This is a genomic window from Lysobacter alkalisoli, assembly GCF_006547045.1.
GTDB classification, from domain to species: Bacteria; Pseudomonadota; Gammaproteobacteria; order Xanthomonadales; family Xanthomonadaceae; genus Marilutibacter; species Marilutibacter alkalisoli.
In genome coordinates, this window is the sequence record NZ_CP041242.1 from 676,532 (window position 1) to 700,228 (window position 23,697).

Genomic DNA, 23,697 nt, shown 5'->3' on the forward strand with positions numbered 1-23,697 from the left:
GGTCGGCATGCACACGATCATCTGTTTCGGCGAGGCCCTCATCGACTTCTACGCCGGGCCGGTGGCGACGCCGGATACCCCGCGTACGTTCGTCCAGCATGCCGGCGGTGCGCCCGCCAACGTCGCGGTGGCGGCGGCCCGGCTCGGGGTTCCGACGCAGTTCGTCGGCATGCTCGGGGCCGAGATGTTCGGCGACTTCCTGCTTGAAAGCCTTCGGGCGGCGGGTGTCGGTACCGATCATGTCGTGCGCACCGATGCGGCCCGAACCGCGCTGGCCTTCGTCGCGCTGGACCACGAGGGCGAACGCAGCTTCAGCTTCTATCGCCCGCCGGCGGCCGACCTGCTGTTCCGCGCCAGGCACTTCGAACCGGGCTGCTTTGCCGACGCCGGTGCGTTTCATGTCTGTTCCAACAGTCTGACCGAGGAAGCGATCGCCGAGGCCACGTTGCATGGCATGCAGATGGCGCGCGACAGCGGCGTGCTGGTGAGCATGGATCTCAACCTGCGCCCGGTACTCTGGCCTGTGGGCGTCGATCCGCGTCCGCGCCTGTGGCAGGCGCTGGAGGCCGCCGACGTGGTCAAGCTCGCGCGCAACGAACTCGAATACCTTGCGGCTGGTTTCGGTGGCGGCGAGGCGGGCGAGCGCGCGGTACTGGACCGGTTGTTCTCCGGTGCCGCGCACTGGGCAATCATCACCGACGGTGGCGCGCCATTGCGCTGGCACAGCCGCAACGACAGTGGCGAACTGGCCGGATTCCGGGTCAAGGCGATCGATACCACCGCGGCCGGCGATGCGTTCGTCGGCGGCCTTTTGTCCCACCTGGCGGAGATCGGCGTTGATGCCAAGCGCCTGCCTGGATTCGTCCACGATCGCGACGCGGTCGAACGTACGCTGCGTTTCGCCGCCGCGGTCGGCGCGCTCGCCGTGACCCGCAGCGGTGCGTTCGCAGCAATGCCGGAACGCGCCGAAGTACAGCAGTTGCTCAAGGATCAGTACGAGAATGCCGCCTGAAATCACGCCGCCTGAAACCATGCCCGACTTCCGGTCCCCCGAAGTACTGCGCGCCCACATCGCGAAGACGATGGCGTTCTACCATCCGCGCTGTATCGATCCGGACGGTGGTTTCTTCCACTACTTCAAGGACGATGGCACGGTTTACGACCGCGGTCACCGTCACCTGGTCAGCAGCACCCGCTTCGTCTTCAACTACGCGATGGCTGCGCGCGAATTCGGCGAGGACGAAGCGTTGCGCAAGCAGTACCTCGCTTCCGTGCGCCACGGCCTGGATTATCTGCGTACGGCCCATCGCAGCCCGGAGACCGGCGGCTACGCCTGGACCCTGCGCGACGGCAAGGTCGAGGACGCGACCCACCACTGCTACGGGGTCGCCTTCGTGCTGCTCGCGTATTCGTGCGGGCTCAAGGTCGGGATCGAGGAAGCGCGCGCGTGGATGGACGAGACCTGGGAATTGCTGGAAACGCACTTCTGGGAACCCGGCCCCGGTCTGTACCGCGATGAGGCCGACGCCGACTGGAACTTCAGCGACTACCGTGGCCAGAACGCCAACATGCACATGTGCGAGGCGATGCTGGCCGCGTACGAAGCCAGTGGCGAACACCGCTACCTCGACCGCGCGCTGCTGCTGGCCGACCACATGACCCGGCGCCAGGCCGCACAGGCCGGTGGCCTGGTCTGGGAGCATTACGACGCCGACTGGAAGGTCGATTGGACCTACCACCTCGACGACCCCAAGCACCTGTTTCGCCCGTGGGGTTTCCAGCCCGGCCATCAGACCGAATGGGCCAAGCTGCTGTTGATCCTCGACCGTCATGTTTCTGGATTGGGCGAGGAGGTCGAATGGTTGGTGCCGACCGCACGCCGGTTGTTCGACACCGCGCTCGCGCATTCATGGGACGACGCACGCGGCGGCATGGTCTACGGGTTCGCGTACGAGGGCCTGCGCGACGCCGCCAGCGGCAGCGCCCGGGTCGAGGGCGCGGCCTACGCCTGCGACGACGACAAGTATTTCTGGGTCCAGGCCGAATCCCTGGCCGCGGCCGCGCTGCTTGCGCACCGCACCGGCGAGGCGAAGTACTGGGACTGGTACGACCGCTTGTGGGCCTACGCGTGGGCACACATGGTCGACCACGAACACGGTGCCTGGTACCGGATCCTCGACGCCGACAACCGCAAGTACGGCGACGAGAAGAGCCCGGCCGGCAAGACCGACTACCACACCATGGGCGCCTGCCACGAAGTGCTGAACGTATTGCGCTGAGGTCGCCGCATGCCCGGAGCGAGCAGTCCAATGATCTCGACGCCATTCCGTTCTCCCCGCTGGCGCGCCGCGACCGGCGTGGCCCTGTTCGCCGTTGCATTCGCCGGATGCTCGCCGCAGTCCGGAGCGCAAGCTCCGGCCGCACCGTCCGCCGCGCCGGCGACGGAATACTTCTGGTCGTCCTTCGAAGACGGCGATCCCGCGCTCATCGAAGGCCGGATCGAACGGGCCAAGGACGTGGACATGGCTCTCCGCCACGCCGATGGCCCCGACGCCGCGTACACCGCCCGGACGCAGGCGGGATTCACCGGCGTGCGCTCGCTTGAGTACGCCGGGGGAATCAACGGCAGTGACGGCGGGCATGCCTTGCATGCGGTATTCGAAGTCAGCATTCCGGTGACGGCTGCGATGGAGCTGTCCTACCGGATCTTCCCGCGGTTCATGGATGGCGACTCCGGGTCGGGTCTGGAGCAGGCTCCGCGCTATCCCAGCACCTACGTCGCCGTTGACCTGGCGTTCTCCGACGGCACCTGGCTGTCCGACCTCGGCGCGCTGGACCAGCACGGCTTCATGTTGTCGCCGCGCGGGCAGGGGGCGTCGAAGTCCCTCTACACCAATCAGTGGAACCACAAGCAGGCGCGCATCGGCGAGGTGGCCGCGGGCAAGACGATCGAACGGATCCTGGTCGGCATCGAGGCACCGTTCGGCCCCGCCACCTTCCGTGGATGGATCGACGATATCCGGCTCTTCGACGGCGGTGCTGCCGATGTGCCGGTTGCTGCAACGCCGAAGCGTCCCAGCGACCACGTGCTGACCACCCGCGGCACCAATTCCAGCGGTGCCTTCTCGCGCGGCAACACCATCCCCGCCACCGCGATGCCGCACGGGTTCAACTTCTGGGCGCCGGTCACCGACGCCGGTTCACTGAGCTGGTTCTACGAGTACAGCAAGCGCAACGACGAGCGGAACCTGCCGCGGCTGCAGGCGCTGACGTTGAGCCACGAGACCAGCCCGTGGATGGGTGACCGGCAGACCTTCCAGGTGATGCCGTCGATCGCCAACGGCGAGCCCAGCGCCAACCGCGCCGATCGCGCGGTGTCGTTCCGGCACGAGAACGAAGTCGCCCGGCCGCATCATTACCGCGTCGAGCTCGACAACGGCATCGTCGCCGAGATCGCGCCGACCGATCACGCAGCCATGTTCCGGTTCACCTTTCCCGGCGACGACGCCAGCCTGATCTTCGACAACGTCGACGACCGCGGCGGCTTGTCCTTGTCGCCCGACAGCAGCGAGCTGACCGGCTACACCGACACCCGCAGCGGATTGTCCAATGGCGCCGGCCGCATGTTCGTCTACGCGAAGTTCGACCGCCCGGTCGCCGCCGGCGGCAAGTTGGTTGCCACCGATGGGCCGAAGGACCAGGGGCCGCGGGTCAACGTACCCGGCTACTACCGTTTCGATGTCGGCGTGGACCGCTCGGTCACGATGCGCATCGCCACTTCGCTGATCAGCGTCGAACAGGCGAAGCACAACCTCGCGCTGCAGATCGCCGACAGCGACAGCTTCGAGGACGTGCGCGAGCGCGCACGGCAGGCCTGGGACGAAAAACTCGGCGTGATCGAGGTCGAGGGTGCCAGCCCGGACCAGCTCACTACGCTGTACTCCAACCTCTACCGCCTGTTCCTGTACCCGAACGCCGGGCATGAGAATGTCGGCAACAATCAGGCTCCGGTCTGGAAGCACGCGGTGCAGTCCTCCGCCAGCAACGACATCGCCGAAGGCACGACCGAGACGCAGACCGGCGCGCCGGTCGTCGACGGCAAGGTCTACGTCAACAACGGCTTCTGGGACACCTACCGCACTACATGGGCGGCCTATTCGCTGCTTGCGCCCCGTCAGGCCGCGGAGATGGTCAACGGCTTCGTCCAGCATTACCACGATGGTGGATGGGTGCCCCGCTGGTCCTCGCCCGGCTATGCCAACCTGATGACCGGCACCAGCTCGGACGTCTCGTTCGCCGACGCGTACGTGAAAGGGGTCGAGGGCATCGACGTCGCCTCCACCTACGCGGCGATGATCAAGAACGCCGCCGTCGTGCCGCCGAACGACAACATCGGCCGCAAGGGCATGGACGTGGCGCCGTTCATCGGCTACGTGCCGAGCTCGGTGGGCGAGGGCGTTTCCTGGGCGCTGGAGGGCTACATCAACGACTACGGCATCGCCAACATGCTGGCGGCGATGGCGGAAGATCCGGCGGCCCCCGTTGCGCGGGACCGGCTGGAGGCCGAGAGCGAGTACTACCGCAGCCGCGCGCTCAACTACAGCCACATGTTCGACCCGGCGATCGGCTTCTTCCAGGGCCGCTCGATCGACGGCACGTGGAAGTCGGCCGCAGGCGACTACAACCCCGAGGTCTGGGGCCACGACCACGACTACACCGAAACCAACGGATGGGGTTTCGCCTTTCTCGTGCCGCACGACGGCCAGGGGTTGGCCAATCTCTATGGCGGCCGTGACGGTCTGGCGCGCAAGCTCGACCAGTATTTCTCAACGCCCGAGACTGCGGCTTATCCCGGCTCCTACGGCCGGGTGATCCACGAAATCGTCGAAGCCCGCGATGTGCGCATGGGCCAATGGGGCTTCTCCAACCAGGTCGCCCACCACGTGCCATGGATGTACCTGTACGCCGGTCAGCCCTGGCGCACGCAGGAAATCGTCCGCGAAACCCTGGCCCGCATGTACGTCGGCTCGGAAATCGGCCAGGGCTATCCCGGTGACGAGGACAATGGCGAGTCGTCGACGTGGTGGCTGTTCGCCGCGCTAGGCTTCTATCCGCTGCAGATGGGCAGCGAGCACCTGGTGATCGGCTCGCCGCTGTTCACCCGGGCCACCGTGCACCTTGAGAACGGCAGGAAGCTGGTGATCAGCGCGCCGGAGAACAGCCGCGACAACATTTACGTAACCGGCGTCACCGTGAATGGCAAGGTCTGGAACCGCACCGTCATCCCGCACAGGCTGCTGGCCGAGGGCGGACGCATCGACTTCAAGATGGGGGCCGAACCCGGCACGTGGGGCAGCGAAACGTCGGCCCTGCCGCCATCGCTGACTGCGGGCGATGCGCCCCCAGCGCCGCTGGCCGACCTTACCGGCCCTGGCCGCGGTACTGTCTCGGCAAGCGTGTCCGCGGTGAAAGCAGGTGACCTGTTCGACAACACCTCGCGTACCGAGGTCGTCTTCACCGGCGCACCGCCGGCGTCGGTGACATATGCATTCGACGCGACACCGGCTGTGGCGATGAGCTTCTACACGCTCACCTCCGGCAGCACCGGCGGCCACCCGGCCGGCTGGATCCTCGAAGGTTCCGACGACGGCAGCACCTGGCAGGAACTGGATCGCCGCAGCGGCGAGAGCTTCGAGTGGGCGCGCTACACCCGGCCGTTCCGACTCGATGCCTCCGCGAAGTATCGCCACTACCGGCTCGTCATCACCGAAGCCAGCGACCCGCAACAGTTCTCGCTGGCCGAGATCGAGCTGCTCGGCATGCCGGAGATGCGTCCGCTGGACCCGGGCCCGGCGCGATGAGCCGGACAGGTGCCGGCTTGCTGCTGGCGCTGGCGGCGCTGCTGGCTGCCTGTGTCAGCAACCCGCGCGCACCGACAGCCGTGGCGGTGAACCCGCATGCGATCGTTTTCTACTACAACTGGTATGGCAGTCCTGAGATCGACGGAGAACGCCTGCACTGGTCGCATCCGGTGCTCAAGTTCAACCCGGACGATCCCGATCGGCCGGACATTCCCGGCAATGGCGATATCGCCGCTGATTTCTATCCCGCGCTGGGCGAGTACTCCAGCGCCGATCCGTCCGTGGTCGAGGCGCACATGCGGATGATCGCGCAGGCCGGCATCGGCATCGTCGCGGTGACCTGGCTGGGCGAGGATGACCCGAGTGCGCGCAGTCTGCCGCTCTTGTTCGATGCCGCCGCGCGCCATGGCCTGCGCGTGTGTTTCCAGATCGAACCGGCCGCACGTCCTGACATCGTTGCCGCGCGCGCGGCGATCGTGCGTATCGTCGAGCGGTTTGGGGATCACCCTGCGTTCCATCGTGCCCCGGACAGTGGCCGGCCACTTTTCTTCGTCTACGACTCTTATCATCTCCCGGCCGCTGATTGGGCGCGGCTGTTGCGCGATGATGGCGACCTCAGCCTGCGTGGCGGCGCGTTCGACGCCGAGGTGATCGGGCTCTGGGTCGAGGCAGACGAGCACGCCTTCTTCCGCGACGGCGGCTTCGATGGGTTCTACACCTATTTCGCCAGCCGAGGCTTCACCTACGGCTCGACCCCGGAACACTGGCCGGCGCTGCAGCGCTGGGCGGCGGACAATGGTCTGCGTTTCGTGCCGTCGGTCGGTCCCGGCTACATCGATGCGCGGGTGCGGCCGTGGAACGGCGCCAATACCCATGACCGTGATGGTGGACGCTATTACGACGAAATGTTCGCCGCAGCCTTGGCCAGCGGCGCGCCGTACATCGCGATCACTTCGTTCAACGAGTGGCATGAGGGCACCCAGATCGAACCGGCGGTGCCGCATGCGGCGCGGGGACGCACCTACCTCGACTACGCACCGTTGGCGCCTGGTGATTATCTGCAGCGCACGCGTCACTGGTTGTCGAAGCATCCGCCCGGCCTGCAATCGTCGGCACCACGATGATGTTGTCGCCCGACCGTGTGTACTCCGGCCGCCCAAATCTGCGCATAATCGGTGAATGAAGAAGATTCCATTACTGATCGATACCGACCCGGGCGTCGACGACGCCCTCGCCCTGTTGATGGCCTTCAACGATGACCGCCACGAGGTGGTCGGCCTGACCATCGCCGCCGGCAACGTCGGCCTCGGCCATACCGTGCGCAACGCGCTGAAGATCTGCGAGGTCGCCGACAGCGACGCGCCGGTGTTCGCCGGTTGCCCGACACCGCTGCTGCACCCCGCGCCCGATGCCGCCGACGTGCACGGCAAGGATGGCCTCGGCGACACCGGCTACACCCCGTCCACGCGCGAAGCCGGAGCCGAGCATGCGGCTTTGGCGATCATCCGCCTCTCGCACGAACATTCCGGCCGACTGGTGCTGGTCGCACTCGGTCCGTTGACCAACCTGGCGCTGGCATTGCGGCTGGACCCGACGTTGCCCGGACGCATCGCCCGCCTGGTGGTGATGGGCGGCGCGGTGACCGCACAGGGCAACATCACCGCCTCGGCCGAGTTCAACATCCATTTCGATCCCGAGGCCGCGCACATCGTGTTCGAGGCCTTCCCGATGGCGGATCTCGCCGACTGGGAGGCCACCGTCGCCCACAGTCTCCACCATGCCGAGGTGCGCGAGTGGCTGGCGGTTCCGACCGACCGGGCGCGGTTTTATGAGGCGGTGTCGCGACAGACCCGCGAGTGGTCCGAGGACCGCCGCGGCGACCGCTGGTTCTGTGCCGATGCCCTGGCCATGGCCTGGGCACTGCAGCCGGACGGGGCGGAGCAGGTCGAGCCCCGTCCGATGGCGGTGGCTTTGGAAGGCCGTCACAGTCGCGGTTCCACCGTGGTCGACTGGCGCCGCCAGAGCGGCCGGCCGGACAACGTCCGTATCCTGATGCGCTACGACCAGGCCCGGTTCGAGGCGATGATCCGGGCGGCGGTGGCGGCCGGCTGAACACCGGCCGGGCCGACAATCAATGTACTTGCCTGGGGGCAGGGGCGCCGCTATACTGCCCCGCTTCCCTCAGCTCAGATTGGTGAGTGCCATGAAGGCCGGCATCCATCCCGAATACCGCGAAGTCGTGTTCCAAGACGTGACCACCGACTTCCAGTTCCTGACTCGCTCCACCCTCGACAGCAAAGAGACGGTGAAGTTCGAGGACGGCAACGAGTACCCGCTGATCAAGGTCGATATTTCGTCCGCATCGCACCCGTTCTACACGGGCAAGCACAAGATCATGGATACCGGCGGTCGCATCGACAAGTTCCGCAACCGCTACGCGAAGAAGTAATGCGGTCGACGTGCTTGCGTATAGCGCGAGCACGTTTGCCGTTGCAACATCCTGGCGAAGTGCTTCACGGCAGTCGAACGGCTGATCAGGCCGGAATCAAGCTTCTCAGCCGTATCGCACCTGCAAAGACAGGCTGTCCCGCGATTTGAAGGTCCATAGCCCGCCATCTGGCGGGCTTTTGGCGTTGGTGCGTCGTTTCTGCCCGGCCCTTGGGCTTTGCTCCAACCCCGGCTCCTTCGCCTGTGACTTTGGTCCAACCCTGCGCCGGCGCAGGGTTATGCGATAATTCACCGGTTGTGGTCCGGCCATTGTCGGCTGCGATCCTGTCCCCCCTACGTGCCCGGGCCCCGTGCCCGCATGTCGACATGAGGAGTATTCCGTGTCCGATTCGACCAAGTCTGGCCTTGCCGAGGTCACCCTTGCCGCCGGCGACAAGAACGTCGTCCTTCCCGTACAGCATCCGACCCTGGGCGCGCCGTGCATCGACATCGGCCGCCTGCCGAAGGAAACCGGCTGTTTCACCTACGACCCCGGCTTCACCGCCACCGCCAGCTGCAAATCGGCGATCACCTATATCGACGGCGACGCCGGCGTGCTGCTGTATCGCGGCTACCCGATCGAGCAGTTGGCCGAGAAGTCCAGCTTCCTGGAAGTCGCCTATCTGCTGATGAACGGCGAGCTGCCGAACGCGGCCGAGTTCGCCGCGTTCGAGCACGAGGTCACGCATCACACGATGATGCACGAGCGCCTCAAGAACTTCCTGCAGGGTTTCCAGTACGACGCCCACCCGATGGCGATGCTGGCCGGCACCGTGGCCTCGCTGTCGGCGTTCTACCACGACACCCTCGACCAGGAAGATCCGGAACAGCGCCGCCTGGCCGCGATCCGCCTGCTGGCGAAGATGCCGACCCTGGCCGCCGCCGCCTACCGTTATTCGATCGGCTGGCCGATCCGGTTCCCGCGCAACAACCTCGACTACGTCAGCCGCTACCTGCACATGATGTTCGAGGTGCCGAGCGAGCCGCTGGAACTGAACCCGGTCGTGGCCAAGGCGCTGGACCTGCTGTTCATCCTGCACGCCGACCACGAGCAGAACGCCTCGACCTCGACCGTGCGCCTGGTCGGGTCCACCGGCGCCAATCCGTATGCTTCGGTTGCCGCCGGCATCACCGCGCTGTGGGGCCCGGCGCACGGCGGCGCCAACGAGGCGGTGCTGAAGATGCTGGAGGAGATCGGCAGCCCGGACAACGTCGAGTCGGCGATCGCCAAGGCCAAGGACAAGACGTCCGGCTTCCGCCTGATGGGCTTCGGCCACCGCGTCTACAAGAACTTCGACCCGCGCGCGAAGATCATCCGGGAGATGACCCACAAGGTGCTGGACGAACTGGGTGTCGACGATCCGCTGCTGGATGTGGCGATGAAGCTGGAAGAGGCCGCGCTGAAGGACGACTACTTCATCCAGCGCAAACTGTATCCGAACGTCGACTTCTACAGCGGCATCATCTACAAGGCGCTGAAGATCCCGACCGAGATGTTCACCGTCATGTTCGCGATCGGCCGCACCGCCGGTTGGGTCGCACACTGGCTGGAGCAGCAGGTCGACCCGGAGAACAAGATCGGCCGCCCGCGCCAGATCTACACCGGTGCCGACGTCCGCGACTACGTGCCGGTCGACAAGCGCTGAGCATCGCCCTCATGGCAGTCGCCCTGAACGCCCCGCCCCGCGGGGCGTTCTGCTTTCCGGGCGCCGGCTGGCACGCGCTGGAAATAGAAGCCGTAGTAGCGGTCGATGGCGTATTCCGGCGCGAACGGAATGCGCACGTGGCGCTCGGGCAACTCCCAGCGGTCGCGAACCTCGTAGCCCAGTGCCTGCATCCGGGCTGTCAGCTCGGCGATGCCCATTACCCGGTATGGGCAGATGGCGATGCCGAGGTTCTGCAGGGTGAAGAAACTCCGTTGCGGATGCATCGGGCTCAGGTTGAACAGCACGTGTGCAGGCGGTGACGCCAGGCCGGCGAGCAGGTCGGGCAGGCTGTAGTCGAGGTATTGCAACGCGCCGGTGCTCAGGAGAAAGTCGCAGCCGTCGGCATCGGCGGGGCCGGTAGCGAAGCGCAACCGCTGCTTGGGGTCGTGCTCGCGGGCGTGGTGGCGACCGGCCTCCATGACCTGCGGGACATCGAGCACGCACCAGTCGAGATCGTCGGGCAGACCGAGATAGCGGTCGAAGGCATAGTAGGCGAGGCCGATATGGCCGCCCAGGTCGAAGACCCGCCGTGTGCCGCCGGCAATGGCCTGCTCCAGCCAGAACAGCGCCGCGTAGTCGCAGGTGCGCAGACGCCTGAGCTGCGACAGGTACAAGCCGCCGGCCGCTTCGACGTCGTAGGTCGGCGGAAGGCGTTCGGACGTGAGTGCCCGTGCCGCTGCCAGTGCCTCCTCGTACTGGTCATAGACCCCGAGATAGATGTTGCCGTGCCGATAGGGACGCCGGAAATAACGACGATACAGCGGCCGCGCCAGCAGGCTGAGGAGCGGCAGTTCCATGATCCGGCTGGCGATATGGATACGCATTGCGGGCGGAGGAGCTGGGTGCCTGAACGGGCGAGCCTAGGCGGGGATTACCTGCACAAACGTCCCGCTCGGCTCAGCCAGGCCAGCTGTTGCGAATGCTGAACTGTCGCTGGGGTTCCAGTAGCAGCCGAAGCCGGGATGATCCGCTGTCACGGGCGCTCGTAAGCTTCGATCTCGTCTGCCACAAGCGATTCCCGCAACTGCGCCGCCGATGCCTGCTTCATCAGCAGGCCATCGACGCTGGAGAGCGGGCTTGGCTCAGCGTGGTCAACGGCAGCACGGCAACATCGAATGCCAGCTCTTCGGTGCTGAACACCCAGGCCGGCAGGTCGGCGCTGCGTTCCAGATCCAGTCGCAGCCGGCGCGTGCGCGATTCGGCCGGGACGTCGTGTTGCTCAAGGAAACGCATCACCGCTTCGGCATCGTTGCTGTAGGCGTGAGTGCTTTATCGAGGAGGTGGGGCGGGGTTGTGTAGTGATTGACGGTAGCTGATTTTCGATGGTATAGAATCAAAGTTAGGATGGCTTGCATGATTAATTAAGGAGGATGTCGTGATGCGAAATCTGGTCTTGTTACTCTGGGTAGCACTGATCGGTACTCCGGGCGTCGCGTTTGCGCAGGACACAGATCCAGGGGGGCAAGCCACCACCGAACCCGCCGTGCACGGGCCGAAGGTTCACGTGTCGGAGTCAGAGGATATTACGGGTTGTTCGGACTCCTCTGGCGGTACCTTAGCTGGTGCAGGAATTGCTGCTGGTGGACTTATAGGCAATAAGTTCGGTGGCAGCGGCACGTCCATTGGCGCGCAAGTGGGGGAGGCAGTGGGCGATCACGTGGGCCGGAAGGTTCGATGTGATCCCCGTGCGGAAATTGAAGATGGGGCGCAGACCGAACAGCCACGCAAAGAGAAGGGGGCGAGTTTGAGGCGCTTGAAAGGAGCTCTTGGGCTTTAGCGCATGAAGCACTCGATGATTGCGATCCCCGTTGCTTTTATGGCAGTGATCGCGGGTGTAGCGATCCTTTTCCAGCCACAACCCGCCCAGGCTCAGAGACCTGTGGTGGTCATACCGATGTGTACATCGCCAGTGGCCCGTAATCAGATGCATGTGGAGCGTACTTTCGGCGCACTGGCTTACGATGATCGCACTGCTACCTGGTATACGACGTACGGCTACCCTTCCAAGGGGAAGGCAAGAAAAGGTGTCATATCTCATTGCCAGGACAAAGGCGGCTCGTGCAGATTGATGCTGTCCTACAGCAATCAATGTGCTGCGGTAGCGCGAGTGATCGAAAACGGGGCTCCAGTGCCCGGAAAGGATTCGCTTAATACCGGAAGCACCGAGGCGGAAGCGGGGGCCAACGCGCTCCGCTCGTGCGAAGCGGACTGGGGGAGCGCATGTGCAACGCAATTTGTCAATTGCAGTCACAGTGGCGTTAACGTCACCAGGTGGACCGAGTGGCAACAGCACCAATGTTAAGTCGGCCGGATTTCAAGCTATGAGGTTTGATCTTGCCTCTTATAGATTAAACAGAGGGACTACTGGTTCACCTTAGTTTGCGGATGAAGTTGTTTATTCGGGGTGTCCGTGAAGCAAGAGTGGGGTCACGCTGTGATGTCTTAACGGATGGCTTGTTGCTCGTAGCTGGCAATTTCCTCTTTGATCAGCAGCTCGCGCAGCTGGGATGCCGAGGCCCGTTTCATCGGTCGGCCGTCGACGCTCGACAGCGGCGCCTGGCGCAGCGCGGCGAATGGCAACACGGTGATGTCGAAGGTCAGCTCCTCGGCGCTGAACACCCAGACCGGCAGGTCGGCGGTCCGATCCGGGTCGAGCCGCAGCCGACGCATGCGCGACTCGGCCGGAATACCGTGCTGTTCAAGGAAACGCATTACCGCTTCGGCGTCGTCGCTGTAGGCATGCAGTTGCACGGATGAGTGAGCATCGGCGATGCCATCCAGCACCGCCCCGACCAGTCGTGGCGAGAACGCCTGCAGGAACTCCAACGCCCGCAACGCAGCCTCGCGACGGGCGCGCAGGCCTTCGGCATGGCCAGGGCCGGCAAACAGGCGCTGGTACTCGCGCAGCGCCTCTTCGATCTCCCGGTTGCGCGGCAGCGAGGCGTCATCGAAGATCCCGAGCCGCTGGGCGGCCTTGAGCTTGGCCTGGTGGTAGTCGCGCATGCCACTCTCGGCCATCAGTCGCGCAGCTTCGTGGGCAAGATGCCGGCGACGCTCGCGGGTCCGGGTCTGGGCGTGCATTTGGGCGTGATGAACGTGCTGGCGGGCGTGGGGCATGGCGACCTCCGCGGTTGGCACGACGCCGGCGATGAAGGGTCGCCGGGGCCGGCGTTGGCCGCCGGCGGGACAACCCTAGCACGCCCCCGGCGATCCCGGTGTCCCAACGAGGTTCCCGGTTATTTGTGGGACATCACGCTAGAAGATGTCGAATGCCGCCTCGGCCGGTTCGTCGTCGTAGTCGCTGAAATCGATGAAGCTCTGCATCCGCTCCAGGTCCTCGGTCTTGACCCACTCGGTAAGACCGCCGCCGTTGGGCAGCAGCCGGCCGTCGGCCGATACCGAGACCTTGACCATGCCATCGGGCGGCACGATCTGTGTGATCGGCTGGCCCTCCAGCGCCACGCGCATATAGTCGATCCAGATCGGCAATGCCGCACGGCCACCGTATTCGCGGTACCCGAGCGATTGGAAGTTGTCGCGGCCGACCCAGGCGGTAGTGACATAGGGACCGCCAAATCCGGAGAACCAGGCGTCGCGGTGGTCGTTGGTCGAACCTGTCTTGCCGCCGACGTCCTCGCGGTCGAGCACCCTGGCCGCTGTACCGGTGCCGCGCTGGACCACGTCGCGCATCATCGAGACCATCTGATAGGCGGTGCGGTTGTCGATCGCGCGCGGGGCGCGCGGGGCGTTCTCGTCGACCTCCGGTGCCTGGGTGCCGGCATCCGGCGATGGAGCGGCAGGCCTCGCTGTTGCCGTCGGGCCGAAATTGAACCCGTCGACGACCTGGCTGACAGCGGCTGCATTGCCACTGACGCCGCAGCTCGGGCAGGCCGTGGCCGGTGTTTCCTTGAACAGCACCGCGCCATTGCGGTCGTGGACCTCGTCGATGAACCATGGAGTGATGCGGAAACCGCCGTTGGCGAACGCGGCATAGCCCACGGCCACCGACAGCGGGGTCAGCGAGGCGGTGCCCAGCGACATCGACAGGTTGGGCGGCAGCTGTGCCTCTTCGAAGCCGAAATTGGCGATGTACTTGCGGGCATACTCGACGCCGATCGCGTCCAGCAGGCGCACCGAGACCAGGTTGCGCGATTGCACCAGTGCTTCGCGCAGGCGCATCGGACCGGCGAAGTTGCCGGTCGCGTTCTTCGGGCGCCAGACCGTACCGTTGCGTTGCCTGAACACCACCGGCGCATCGAGCACGATCGAGGCCGGGTTGAACCCCTTGTCCAACGCGGCCGCGTACAGGAACGGCTTGAAGGCGGAACCGGGCTGGCGGCGGGCCTGGGTGGCACGGTTGAACTCGTTGCCGGCAAAGCTGTATCCGCCGGACAGCGCACGCAGGGCGCCATTGATCGGCTCCAGCGAGACCAGCGCGGCCTGGGCCCGCGGTACCTGGTCCAGCGCATAGGTGTAACTGGGCGGTGGGGCCGGCAGGCCTTCCGGTACCTCGGGGCTTGCCACCGGCGTGCGCTTGAGCCGGACCAGGTCACCGCGCTTGAGCAGGCTGCCCGGGTCGCGATCGCCATAGCTGTTCTTGCGGGTCACCTCGACCAGGCTGCCGTTGCGCAGGACAAGTTGAGCCTGCCCCGTCGAGCTGGACAGCACGATCGCCGGCACCAGGTCGACCTGGGCCGGGATGGCACTCATGCGCGCGGCCACGGTGGCGGCATTCTCGTCGGCCGCCAGTTCGAAGTGCTGTTCGACGCCATGCCAGCCATGGCGGCGATCGTAGATCTCAAGCCCGGTGCGCACGGCCTTGTCGGCTGCGGTCTGCAGGACAGGGTCGATGGTGGTGGTGACACGGTAGCCCTGGGTCAACGCCTCGGCACCGTAGCGGGCGACCATCTCCTGGCGCACCATCTCGGCCACGAACGGAGCATAGACCTCGATGGGGGCATCGTGGGCGGCGGCGTGCATGGGCGTTGCCCGGGCTGCAGCGGCCTCGGCCGGAGTCACGAACCTGAGTTCCTCCATCCGTTGCAGGATGTAGTCGCGGCGCTCGCGAGCGCGCTCGGGGTTGCTGAGCGGATTGCCGCTGGAGGGGAACTTCGGAATGCCGGCCAGCGAGGCCATCTCGTCCAGGTCCAGCTCTTCCATGGACTTGCCGTAGTAGAACTGTGCGGCCGCGATGACGCCATAGTTGCGATGACCGAAGAAGCTCTTGTTGAGGTACAGCTCAAGGATCTCGTCCTTGCTCAGCTCGCGCTCCATCCGCATCGCCAGCAGCATCTCGCGCAGTTTGCGCATGTAGCTGTACTCGGAGTCGAGGAAAAACTGGCGCGCGACCTGCTGGGTGATGGTCGAACCGCCGGGCACGCGCTTGTCGTCGGTGGTGGCCAGCAGCCAGATCGCGCGGGCGACGCCCTTGTAGTCGACGCCATGGTGGTCGTAGAAGCGGGCATCCTCGATCGCGATGAAGGCCTGCTTGAGGCGCTCCGGCACCTCGTCGATCTTCACCGGAACGCGACGCATTTCACCGAACTGGGCGATCAGCTGGCCGTCGCGCGCATGAACGTACATCGGCTCCTGCAGCTCGACGGTGCGCAGGGTCTCGACATCGGGAAGCTTGGGCACGATGGAGTAATACACAATGCCCAAAGCGATGGCGGCCAGCACCGCCGCGCCAACCAGGGCCGCCAGCGCCCAGCGCAGCAAGCGTCGAATTCGTGACATCGTGATCCGGTTCCGGGTTGCAGATGAGTACGGGCGGGCAGTATAGATGACTCGCCCGGGAGCGCCGGGCCAGTCAGGGGGAGGGGGTTCAGGCCGTCGACAGCGGCCATAAAGTGACGACGAGGGGCAGATTCTGCATGAAGTGGTTGCCAGCCTCTCAAAAGTCCGTTATCTAAGACGGGGCCACACGAAGTGCGCGTAAGCGCTTGTGGCATGGGGAGAAGATCGTGGGTGTCATCACAAAAAGCCAGCCGGCTCTCGTCGGCGTGGACATCAGTTCGACTGCAGTCAAGCTGCTGCAGCTGTCGAGGTCCGGGAGTCGCTACCGCGTCGAGCATTACGCCGTGGAGCCACTGCCGCCGAACGCAGTGATCGAGAAGAACCTGGTCGAGGTCGAGGCCGTCGGCCAGGCGATCAAGCGCGCCGTATCGCGGTCCGGGACCCGGGCCCGCCATGCCGCCGCCGCTGTGGCGGGGTCGTCGGTGATCACCAAGGTGATCCCGATGCAGGCCGATCTGGACGACGACGACATGGAGTCGGCGATCGAGCTGGAAGCCGTCAACTATGTGCCGTACCCGATCGAGGAAGTGAACCTCGACTTCGAGGTACTCGGCCCGGTGCCGGGCAGCGCCGAGACCGTGCAGGTCCTGCTTGCCGCTTCGCGCGCCGAGAACGTCGAGGTCCGCGCCTCCGCGCTGGAACTGGGCGGGCTGATCCCGAAGGTCATGGACGTGGAGGCGTTCGCGGTCGAGAACGCGTTCGCCCTGATTGCCGAGCAGCTGAGCGGGCCGCGTGACGGCCTGGTCGCGCTGATCGATGCCGGCGCGACCATGACCACCCTCAACGTGATCCGCAACGGGCGCAGCATCTACAACCGCGAACAGGTGTTCGGCGGCAAGCAGCTGACTGACGAAGTCATGCGCCGCTACGGCCTGAGCTACGAGGAGGCCGGCCTGGCCAAACGCCAGGGCGGATTGCCGGAAAGCTACGAGGTCGAGGTCCTGGAGCCGTTCAAGGAGGCGATGGCCCAGCAGGTCAGCCGCCTGCTGCAGTTCTTCTACGCCGGCAGTGAGTTCAACCGTGTCGACCAGATCGTGATCGCCGGCGGCTGCGCCTCGATCCCGGGCATCGCCCAGATGGTCGAGGAGCAACTGGGTGTGCCGACGATGGTCGCCAACCCGCTCGCGAACATGACCCTCGGCCCACGTGTCCAGGCCCACGCCCTGGCGCAGGACGCGCCGGCGCTGATGATCGCCTGTGGCCTTGCCTTGAGGAGCTTCGACTGATGGCAAGAATCAATCTGCTCCCATGGCGCGTCGACCGTCGCAAGCAGCGGCAGAAAGAGTTCGGCGTGATGGTGGCGCTGGCCGCGCTGGGCGCGATCGCGCTCTCCTTCCTCATCATCAGCTACTACAACGGCCAGATCAGCGGCCAGAACGCCCGCAACGGTTTCCTCAAGCAGCAGATCACCGAGGTCGACAAGCAGATCAAGGAAATCGAGGAGCTGGAAAAAACCAAGGGCCGGCTGTTGGCACGCAAGGAAGTCATCGAAGATCTGCAGGCCAACCGCTCGCAGATGGTGCACCTGTTCGACTCGCTGGTCCGCACCATTCCCGACGGCGTGATCCTGACTGCGATCAAGCAGGACGACAAGACCCTGAGTCTGACCGGCCGCGCGCAGTCGAACTCGCGGGTCAGTACCTATATGCGCAACCTCGAAGGCTCCGGCTGGATGACCAGGCCCGATCTGTCGGTCATCGAGGCCAAGGGCGAAGACAAGGGGTTGCCGTACGAGTTCAAGCTGCAGGTCACTCTTGCCAATCCGAATGCCGGAGAGGATGAAGGTGGCGAGATCAACCTGGATGAGGAGCCGCTGACAGACGGGGCCACAACCGGAGCCGCAGCGCCTGCGAGCCTGATGGAGGCATCCGGCGCGCCTGCGACGGGGGAACCGAGCGGCGAATCCGCGCCTGCGGAGCAAGCCGACAGCGCCGAGCCGGCCGCGGATGAGGCTGGAGAAGCCGCTCCCGCCGAACCCGCAACAGGAGCTGCGTCATGAGCAAGAAAAAGGTCTCCCTGCGGGAGCTCGATTTCAACAACATGGGAAGCTGGCCGCAGCAGGCCAAGATCGGCTTCTGCGTGATCATGGGCCTGATCATCGTCGGTCTGGCCTGGTACCTGTTCATCAGCGACCAGCGCGAGCAGTTGGAACGGCTGGAGCGGACCGAATCCGAGCTGCGGACCGAATTCGAGACGAAGCAGAGCCGTGCGGCCAACCTCGAACCGCTCAAGCAACAGCTCGCGCAGATGGAGCAGCAGCTCCAGCAGATGCTGCGCCAGTTGCCGAGCAAGACCGAGATGCCGGATCTGATCGTCGACATTTCGCAGACCGCGCTGGCCACCGGCATCAGCAACGAGCTGTTCCAGCCCGGACCCGAGCAGCCGCGCGAGTTCTACGCCGAGAAGCCGATCGAGTTGCGCATGGTGGGTTCCTACCACCAGTTCGGTTCCTTCGTCAGCGGTGTCGCCTCGCTGCCGCGCGTGGTCATCATGACCATGCACGACATTTCGCTGCAGCCCAAGGGCAAGGACAAGAATGCTCCGATCCTGCCCAACAGCCCGCTTGAACTGGTCGGCACGGTCAAGACCTATCGCTATCTCGACGAAGAAGAAGTCGCCGAGCAGCAGGCGGCCCAGGCCGGTAGTAAATGAAAGGGAGAGCGTGAGAATGCATATTCCAAATACCTCTGCCGTTCATCCTCTGCCGCGGATGTTGCTCGCAGGCGCGATGTTGATCGTTCTGGCAGGTTGTGGGCGCGGGATCACCAGTACACCGGGTGATGCGCCGAACCTCGACAAGTGGATCGCCGAGGTCAAGGCACGGCCAGCACCGCCGCTGGACCCGTTGCCGGTGATGCAGCAGTTCGAGACGTTCGAGTACGCCGCGCAGGGCATGCGCGACCCGTTCAGCCGCGCCTTCCGCGACGAAGACGGCAACAGTGGGCCACGCCCGGATTCGACCCGTCGCAAGCAGACGCTCGAGCAATTCCCGCTCGACAGTCTGGACATGGTCGGCACGCTTGGCAGTGGCGGCAGCATCGTGGCGCTGGTGATGGCGCCGGACAAGGTGACGTATCGGGTACGGCCCGGTGCCTACATGGGGCAGAGCGACGGTCGCGTGACCGCCGTCCATGAAGATCGCATCGAGTTGGTGGAACTTGTGCCGGATGGTGCGGGGGGCTGGCTTGAACGCCCGTCATCCGTCGCGTTGGAAGATCAATGAGTTTGGGGGATAGCACGATGACCGTATTCAACGCCAACAGCCCGCGGCCGGCCCGGCGCGCAACATCCATGCGCAGTGCCGGGCTCGGTGTTGCCGTCGGCGCGATTGCGGCGTTCAGCGCCGTCCACGCACAGGAGCCGGCGCCTGTCGTTGCCCCGTTCGTGATCGGACAGGCCACGCCGGTATCCGGTACCGATCCGGCCAAGCGCCTGCCCGATGCCATCGAAGTGTCGAAGATCGACTTCAAGCGCGGCGACGGCGGTGCCGGCCGGCTGGTCCTGAGCTTCAGCGGCGAGGGTGCCGCTCCGGATCTCCGCAGCAACGGCTCGACAGTGACCATCAACGTCGGCAACGCCGAATTGCCGGCCAGCCTGCAGCGCCCGCTCAACGTCACCGACTTCGCCACCCCGGTGCAGCGCATTGATGCCCGCAACTCGGGCAACGGCACCATGTTGACCCTGAGCACCAAGGGCAACTACGAGTCGATGGCCTACCAGAGCGGAACCGATTACATCGTCGAGATCGTGCCGAGCGCGGCAGCGCCGGCCGGTCGCGCGGTCGGCGCCGCCACCTCGACCGGGGCGGTCGGCAGTGGCAGCGCCCAGAGGAACTATGGTGGCCGACCGGTGACCTTCAACTTCCAGGACGTGCCGGTGCGCACGGTGCTGCAGCTGATCGCCGAAGAGTCCGGTCTCAACGTCGTTGCCGCCGACACCGTGCAGGGCAACGTCACCCTGCGCCTGGTCAACGTGCCATGGGACCAGGCCCTGGATCTGGTCCTGCAGGCCAAGGGGCTGGACAAGCGCCGCACCGGCAACGTGGTGTGGGTCGCACCACAGGCCGAGATCGCCAAGTACGAGCAGGACAAGGAAGATGCCCGCATCGCCCTCGATAACCGTGTCGACCTGGCGACTGAATATATCCAGATCAACTATCACAACGCCGCGCAGATCTACAAGGCACTGACCGAGGCCAAGGGAATACAGAGCGGTGGCGAAAGAGGTCAGTCCGCTACGAACCAGAATGACAACGGATTCCTGTCGCCGCGTGGCCGCATTGTTGCCGATGAGCGCACCAATACCCTGATGATCAGCGACATCCCGAAGAAGATCGTGCAGATGCGCGAGCTGATCCGGGTCATCGACCGTCCGGTCGACCAGGTTCTGATCGAGGCGCGGGTGGTGATCGCCACCGATACCTTCGCGCGCGAGCTGGGTGCCAGGTTCGGTATCTCCGGGTATACCCGCGACGGAGACGTGTGGTTCAACAGCTCCATCGAGAACAATATCGACAGCCAGAATTCGGCTGTTACCGCGGGCCCCGGTCAGACCTGGGAGCTCACGCGAGGGCTCATGAGCAATCTTGGTGTGACTGACCCGGCGGGCTCGGTTGCACTGTCGATCCTCAATGCCGGCTATGCGTTGGACATCGAGCTTTCCGCCATGCAGCAGCAGGGCCGCGGCGAGGTGATCTCCAATCCCCGCGTGGTCACGAGCAATCAGCGTGAGGCGGTGATCCGGCAGGGCCAGGAAGTGGGCTATGTCACTATCCGACCAGCCGGGCAGGGTACCGTGCCGACGCCCACCGTCGAGTTCAAGGACGTGCTGCTTGAGCTCAAGGTCACCCCGACCATTACCCATGACGGCCGCGTGTTCCTCAACATGAACGTCAAGAAGGACGAGATCGAGGGCTTCATCAGTTCGGGCATCGGTCAGGTACCGCAGATCGCCAAGCGCGAGGTCAATACGGCGGTGCTTGTCGAGGACGGGCAGACGGTGGTTGTCGGCGGTGTCTACGAGTTCGTCAATCGCGAGGACATCACCAAGGTGCCCTTCCTGGGTGACATCCCGTTCCTCGGCAACCTGTTCAAGAAGAAGGGCCGCAACAAGGACAAGGCCGAACTGTTGATCATGGTGACGCCAAAGGTGCTCCGCGTCGAACAGCGTGACTGAGTCGATGCCGGATGATCCGGCAGGATGAAAAAAGGGCCCTTGGGCCCTTTTTTCATGGGCTTTGGCCCCTGTTTGAATCATCGATGAAGCTGATCGGGCGGGAGCCGTTGAACCGACGGCACCGAAACAGGTCAAACTGGGGCACTCCCCACGAGCCGAGAACACGATGGACAGCATGACGGCCGAGACGGCCAGCGGCACTCGTCTTCACGACACCTTCAAGGCCCTGCGCGATGCGCTGTCGGCGGAGATCGTCGGCCAGGCAGCGCTGATCGAACGCCTGCTGATCGCCCTGCTGGCCGATGGCCATCTGCTGGTCGAGGGCGCGCCCGGCCTGGCCAAGACGACCGCGATCCGCGCACTGGCCTCGCGGCTGGAGGCGGACTTTGCCCGCGTCCAGTTCACCCCCGACCTGCTGCCCGCCGACCTGACCGGCACCGAGGTCTGGCGTCCTCAGGACGGGCGCTTCGAGTTCCAGCCCGGACCGGTGTTCCACCCGATCCTGCTCGCCGACGAGATCAACCGCGCACCGGCCAAGGTGCAGTCGGCGTTGCTGGAGGCGATGGGCGAGCGCCAGGTGACGGTGGGCCGGGCGACCTATCCGTTGCCACAGCTGTTCCTGGTGATGGCGACCCAGAATCCGATCGAGCAGGAGGGCACCTTTCCGTTGCCCGAAGCCCAGCTCGACCGCTTCCTGATGCACGTACACATCGGCTATCCGGAGGCGGAAGCCGAAACCGAGATCCTGCGGCTGGCGCGCGAGCGTGCACGCGAGACGATGCAACACAAGCCTGCGATGGTCGAGCGCATCCCGATCGAGGATGTGTTCGCCGCCCGCGCCGCCGTGCTCGACTTGCACGTCGCGCCGGCGGTCGAGCGCTACCTGATCGAGCTGGTGCTGGCCTCGCGTGATGCGGCCCGCTATGACGCCGCCCTCGGTCGCCGCATCGCCTGGGGTGCGAGCCCGCGTGGTTCGATCGCGCTGGAGCGTTGCGCGCGCGCGCATGCCTGGCTGGCCGGGCGTGACTACGTGACGCCGGACGACGTGCGCGGAGTTGCCCCCGACGTGCTGCGCCACCGCGTGCTGCCCAGCTACGAGGCGACCGCCGAAGGCTGGGATGGCGCCCGCCTGGTCACCGAGCTGTTGCGGTTGGTTCCGCTGCCCTGAGTGATTATTTGGCCACCGATCACGCGGATGAACGCGGGCAAGGCAGGCGCCGGATACGACAGGCCTTGTCCGTGCTCATCCGCACCGGCCCGGGTCCACGAAGATTGTTCGAGCAAGGCATGAGCGCACCTGCCGACAATGGCATCGAACCGACGCTGGCCGAGCTGGTCGCGTTGCGTGGCAGCGCGACGGGTCGCCATCGTGCGCGGAAAGGCCGCTTTGGCGGCAGTGGCCATGCGCTGTCGCCGTTGCGCGGGCGCGGGATGGAATACGCCGAGTCGCGTGAATACGTGGCCGGCGACGATGCCCGCCACATCGATTGGCGACTCACCGCCCGCACCGGGCGCGCGCACACCAAGCTGTACCAGGCCGAGCGTGAGCGCCTGACCCTGATCGTCGGCGATACCCGGCCGTCGCTGTATTTCGGCACCCGGGTGCGTTTCAAGTCGGTGCAGGCGGCACGCGTGGGCGCGATCGCGGCCTGGGCCGCGGCCCGTGATGGCGACCGTATTGCGGCCCTGCGCGGCAGCGTGTCCGAACCGCCGGTCACGCCGGCGTCCGGCACCCGCGGGGTCCTGCGGGTGCTCGATGCGCTGGTGCGCTGGTACCGGCACGCGCCGGCCGACGATGCCGGGCTTGCGGTGGCGCTGGAGCATGCCGAACGCCTGTTGCGTCCAGGTTCGCGGTTGGTGGTGCTGGCCGATCCGGCCAGCGTGGCGGCGATCCCGGAACGTCGCTGGCCGGTACTGGCCCAACATCACGAAGTGATCGTGCTGTTGCTGACCGACCCGCTGGAAACCGATCCGCCGAGGGCGCTGTTGCCGTTCCGTGCTGGAGTGGAGGGGGCGAGACAGGGGGATTCGCGGCTGGAGCTGGATCTGGGCAGCGCTGCGCTGCGCTCGCGCTGGAACCAGGCATTCAAGGTGCCGGTGGAGGCCGCCCTCGAACGGCTGCCGGCTCGCGGCGTACGCGCCATGGCCTTGTCCAGCGATGGCGACAGCGATGCCTGGCTGCCGCTGCTGGGCCGGGCGCGGCCACTGGTGGCGTGATGGTTGTCGCAACACTGATCCTGCGCGATATCCATCAGCCGTCGGCACCGTCGTGGTGGCCGCCGGCACCGGGCTGGTGGCTGCTGGCGCTGGGGATACTGGCGCTGCTGGCGGGTTTCGGATGGTGGCTGCGCCGCCGGCGCCGTCATCGCGAGCGGATCGCCGCCCTGTTCGACGGCATGGTCGATGCTGCGCCGACCCCGGCGGCACAGGTCGCGGCGATGTCCGAACTGTTGCGTCGCGCGGCCCGTTCGCGCGACGCGAATGCCGACCGTCTGAAGGATGCGGCCTGGCGCGCGTTCCTCGACCAGGGACAGTCGCTGCCGCGTTTCGATGGCGAACTCGGCAACCTGCTGCTCGACGGCGGCTATCGCCGGGAAGTCGACCCGGAGCAGGTGGCGCAGCTGCGGCCGCTGGTGCGGGCCCGCTTCCTCGAATGGATGGGGCTGCGATGA

At 65.6% G+C, this 23,697-nt stretch carries 20 protein-coding genes; 16 read left to right on the forward strand and 4 right to left on the reverse strand.

Going from position 1 to position 23,697, the window contains the following annotated elements; translation table 11 throughout:
- The first annotated feature begins 7 nt into the window (after window positions 1-7).
- The 7 genes from FKV23_RS02905 to FKV23_RS02935 all read left to right on the forward strand — a co-directional run bounded on the left by FKV23_RS02905 (window position 8) and on the right by FKV23_RS02935 (window position 9,994).
- The gene (locus FKV23_RS02905) at window positions 8-1,012 is read left to right on the forward strand and encodes a carbohydrate kinase family protein (protein ID WP_141622502.1); all 1,005 of its coding nucleotides are present in this window, start codon (window positions 8-10) and stop codon (window positions 1,010-1,012) included.
- Window positions 1,002-2,279 carry an AGE family epimerase/isomerase gene (locus FKV23_RS02910; protein WP_141622503.1) on the forward strand — a complete coding sequence of 426 codons (1,278 nt, stop codon included), beginning with the start codon at window positions 1,002-1,004 and terminating at the stop codon, window positions 2,277-2,279. The genes FKV23_RS02905 and FKV23_RS02910 overlap by 11 nt, the downstream gene beginning before the upstream one ends.
- A 30-nt stretch (window positions 2,280-2,309) precedes the next feature.
- Window positions 2,310-5,861 (forward strand): GH92 family glycosyl hydrolase, encoded by a 3,552-nt coding sequence (locus FKV23_RS02915; RefSeq protein ID WP_208543223.1) that lies wholly within the window; start codon window positions 2,310-2,312, stop codon window positions 5,859-5,861.
- Window positions 5,858-6,985, forward strand: a complete 1,128-nt coding sequence (locus FKV23_RS02920; protein WP_141622505.1) for a glycoside hydrolase family 71/99 protein — start codon at window positions 5,858-5,860, stop codon at window positions 6,983-6,985. Before FKV23_RS02915 ends, FKV23_RS02920 begins: the two co-directional genes overlap by 4 nt.
- A 55-nt stretch (window positions 6,986-7,040) precedes the next feature.
- On the forward strand, window positions 7,041-7,973 hold the full coding sequence (locus FKV23_RS02925; protein ID WP_141622506.1) for a nucleoside hydrolase: 933 nt from the start codon (window positions 7,041-7,043) through the stop codon (window positions 7,971-7,973).
- A gap of 91 nt (window positions 7,974-8,064) precedes the next feature.
- Window positions 8,065-8,310, forward strand: coding sequence for a type B 50S ribosomal protein L31 (locus tag FKV23_RS02930; RefSeq protein ID WP_141625009.1), 246 nt, complete (start codon window positions 8,065-8,067; stop codon window positions 8,308-8,310).
- A gap of 379 nt (window positions 8,311-8,689) precedes the next feature.
- Entirely contained in the window at window positions 8,690-9,994 is a 1,305-nt protein-coding gene (locus FKV23_RS02935) for a citrate synthase (protein ID WP_141622507.1), read from the forward strand.
- On the opposite strand, the gene FKV23_RS02940 is transcribed toward FKV23_RS02935, so the two are convergent.
- Window positions 9,970-10,851: a methyltransferase, TIGR04325 family gene (locus tag FKV23_RS02940; protein ID WP_167284919.1), complete on the reverse strand. Its 882-nt coding sequence runs from the start codon at window positions 10,849-10,851 to the stop codon at window positions 9,970-9,972. The two genes, FKV23_RS02935 and FKV23_RS02940, sit on opposite strands and share 25 nt — an antisense overlap.
- A 250-nt stretch (window positions 10,852-11,101) precedes the next feature.
- A complete protein-coding gene (locus FKV23_RS17745) occupies window positions 11,102-11,287 on the reverse strand; it encodes a hypothetical protein (RefSeq protein WP_141622509.1) in 186 nt (61 codons plus the stop codon).
- Window positions 11,288-11,978: 691 nt separating this feature from the next.
- Here FKV23_RS17745 and FKV23_RS17750 point away from each other — a divergent pair.
- Window positions 11,979-12,356: a DUF4189 domain-containing protein gene (locus FKV23_RS17750; protein ID WP_407067664.1), complete on the forward strand. Its 378-nt coding sequence runs from the start codon at window positions 11,979-11,981 to the stop codon at window positions 12,354-12,356.
- A gap of 140 nt (window positions 12,357-12,496) precedes the next feature.
- Here the strand turns inward: FKV23_RS17750 and FKV23_RS02955 are convergent, their stop codons facing one another.
- The gene (locus tag FKV23_RS02955; protein WP_141622511.1) at window positions 12,497-13,171 is read right to left on the reverse strand and encodes a hypothetical protein; all 675 of its coding nucleotides are present in this window, start codon (window positions 13,169-13,171) and stop codon (window positions 12,497-12,499) included.
- A 138-nt stretch (window positions 13,172-13,309) separates the two neighbouring features.
- The gene (locus FKV23_RS02960; protein ID WP_141622512.1) at window positions 13,310-15,790 is read right to left on the reverse strand and encodes a penicillin-binding protein 1A; all 2,481 of its coding nucleotides are present in this window, start codon (window positions 15,788-15,790) and stop codon (window positions 13,310-13,312) included.
- 227 nt (window positions 15,791-16,017) lie between these two features.
- Here FKV23_RS02960 and FKV23_RS02965 point away from each other — a divergent pair, with 227 nt between their 5' ends.
- From FKV23_RS02965 to FKV23_RS03000, 8 genes are all read left to right on the forward strand, one after another.
- The gene (locus FKV23_RS02965) at window positions 16,018-17,076 is read left to right on the forward strand and encodes a pilus assembly protein PilM (RefSeq protein WP_141622513.1); all 1,059 of its coding nucleotides are present in this window, start codon (window positions 16,018-16,020) and stop codon (window positions 17,074-17,076) included.
- Window positions 17,076-17,849, forward strand: coding sequence for a PilN domain-containing protein (locus FKV23_RS02970; protein WP_141622514.1), 774 nt, complete (start codon window positions 17,076-17,078; stop codon window positions 17,847-17,849). Before FKV23_RS02965 ends, FKV23_RS02970 begins: the two co-directional genes overlap by 1 nt.
- Entirely contained in the window at window positions 17,846-18,502 is a 657-nt protein-coding gene (locus FKV23_RS02975) for a type IV pilus inner membrane component PilO (protein WP_141622515.1), read from the forward strand. The genes FKV23_RS02970 and FKV23_RS02975 overlap by 4 nt, the downstream gene beginning before the upstream one ends.
- 58 nt (window positions 18,503-18,560) lie before the next feature.
- The gene (locus FKV23_RS02980; protein ID WP_141625010.1) at window positions 18,561-19,073 is read left to right on the forward strand and encodes a pilus assembly protein PilP; all 513 of its coding nucleotides are present in this window, start codon (window positions 18,561-18,563) and stop codon (window positions 19,071-19,073) included.
- Between the two features lie 17 nt (window positions 19,074-19,090).
- Window positions 19,091-21,025: a type IV pilus secretin PilQ gene (locus FKV23_RS02985; protein WP_141622516.1), complete on the forward strand. Its 1,935-nt coding sequence runs from the start codon at window positions 19,091-19,093 to the stop codon at window positions 21,023-21,025.
- A gap of 166 nt (window positions 21,026-21,191) precedes the next feature.
- Window positions 21,192-22,193 carry an AAA family ATPase gene (locus FKV23_RS02990; RefSeq protein ID WP_141622517.1) on the forward strand — a complete coding sequence of 334 codons (1,002 nt, stop codon included), beginning with the start codon at window positions 21,192-21,194 and terminating at the stop codon, window positions 22,191-22,193.
- Between the two features lie 119 nt (window positions 22,194-22,312).
- Window positions 22,313-23,242, forward strand: a complete 930-nt coding sequence (locus FKV23_RS02995) for a DUF58 domain-containing protein (protein WP_141622518.1) — start codon at window positions 22,313-22,315, stop codon at window positions 23,240-23,242.
- Window positions 23,242-23,697, forward strand: a complete 456-nt coding sequence (locus FKV23_RS03000) for a DUF4381 domain-containing protein (RefSeq protein ID WP_141622519.1) — start codon at window positions 23,242-23,244, stop codon at window positions 23,695-23,697. The genes FKV23_RS02995 and FKV23_RS03000 overlap by 1 nt, the downstream gene beginning before the upstream one ends.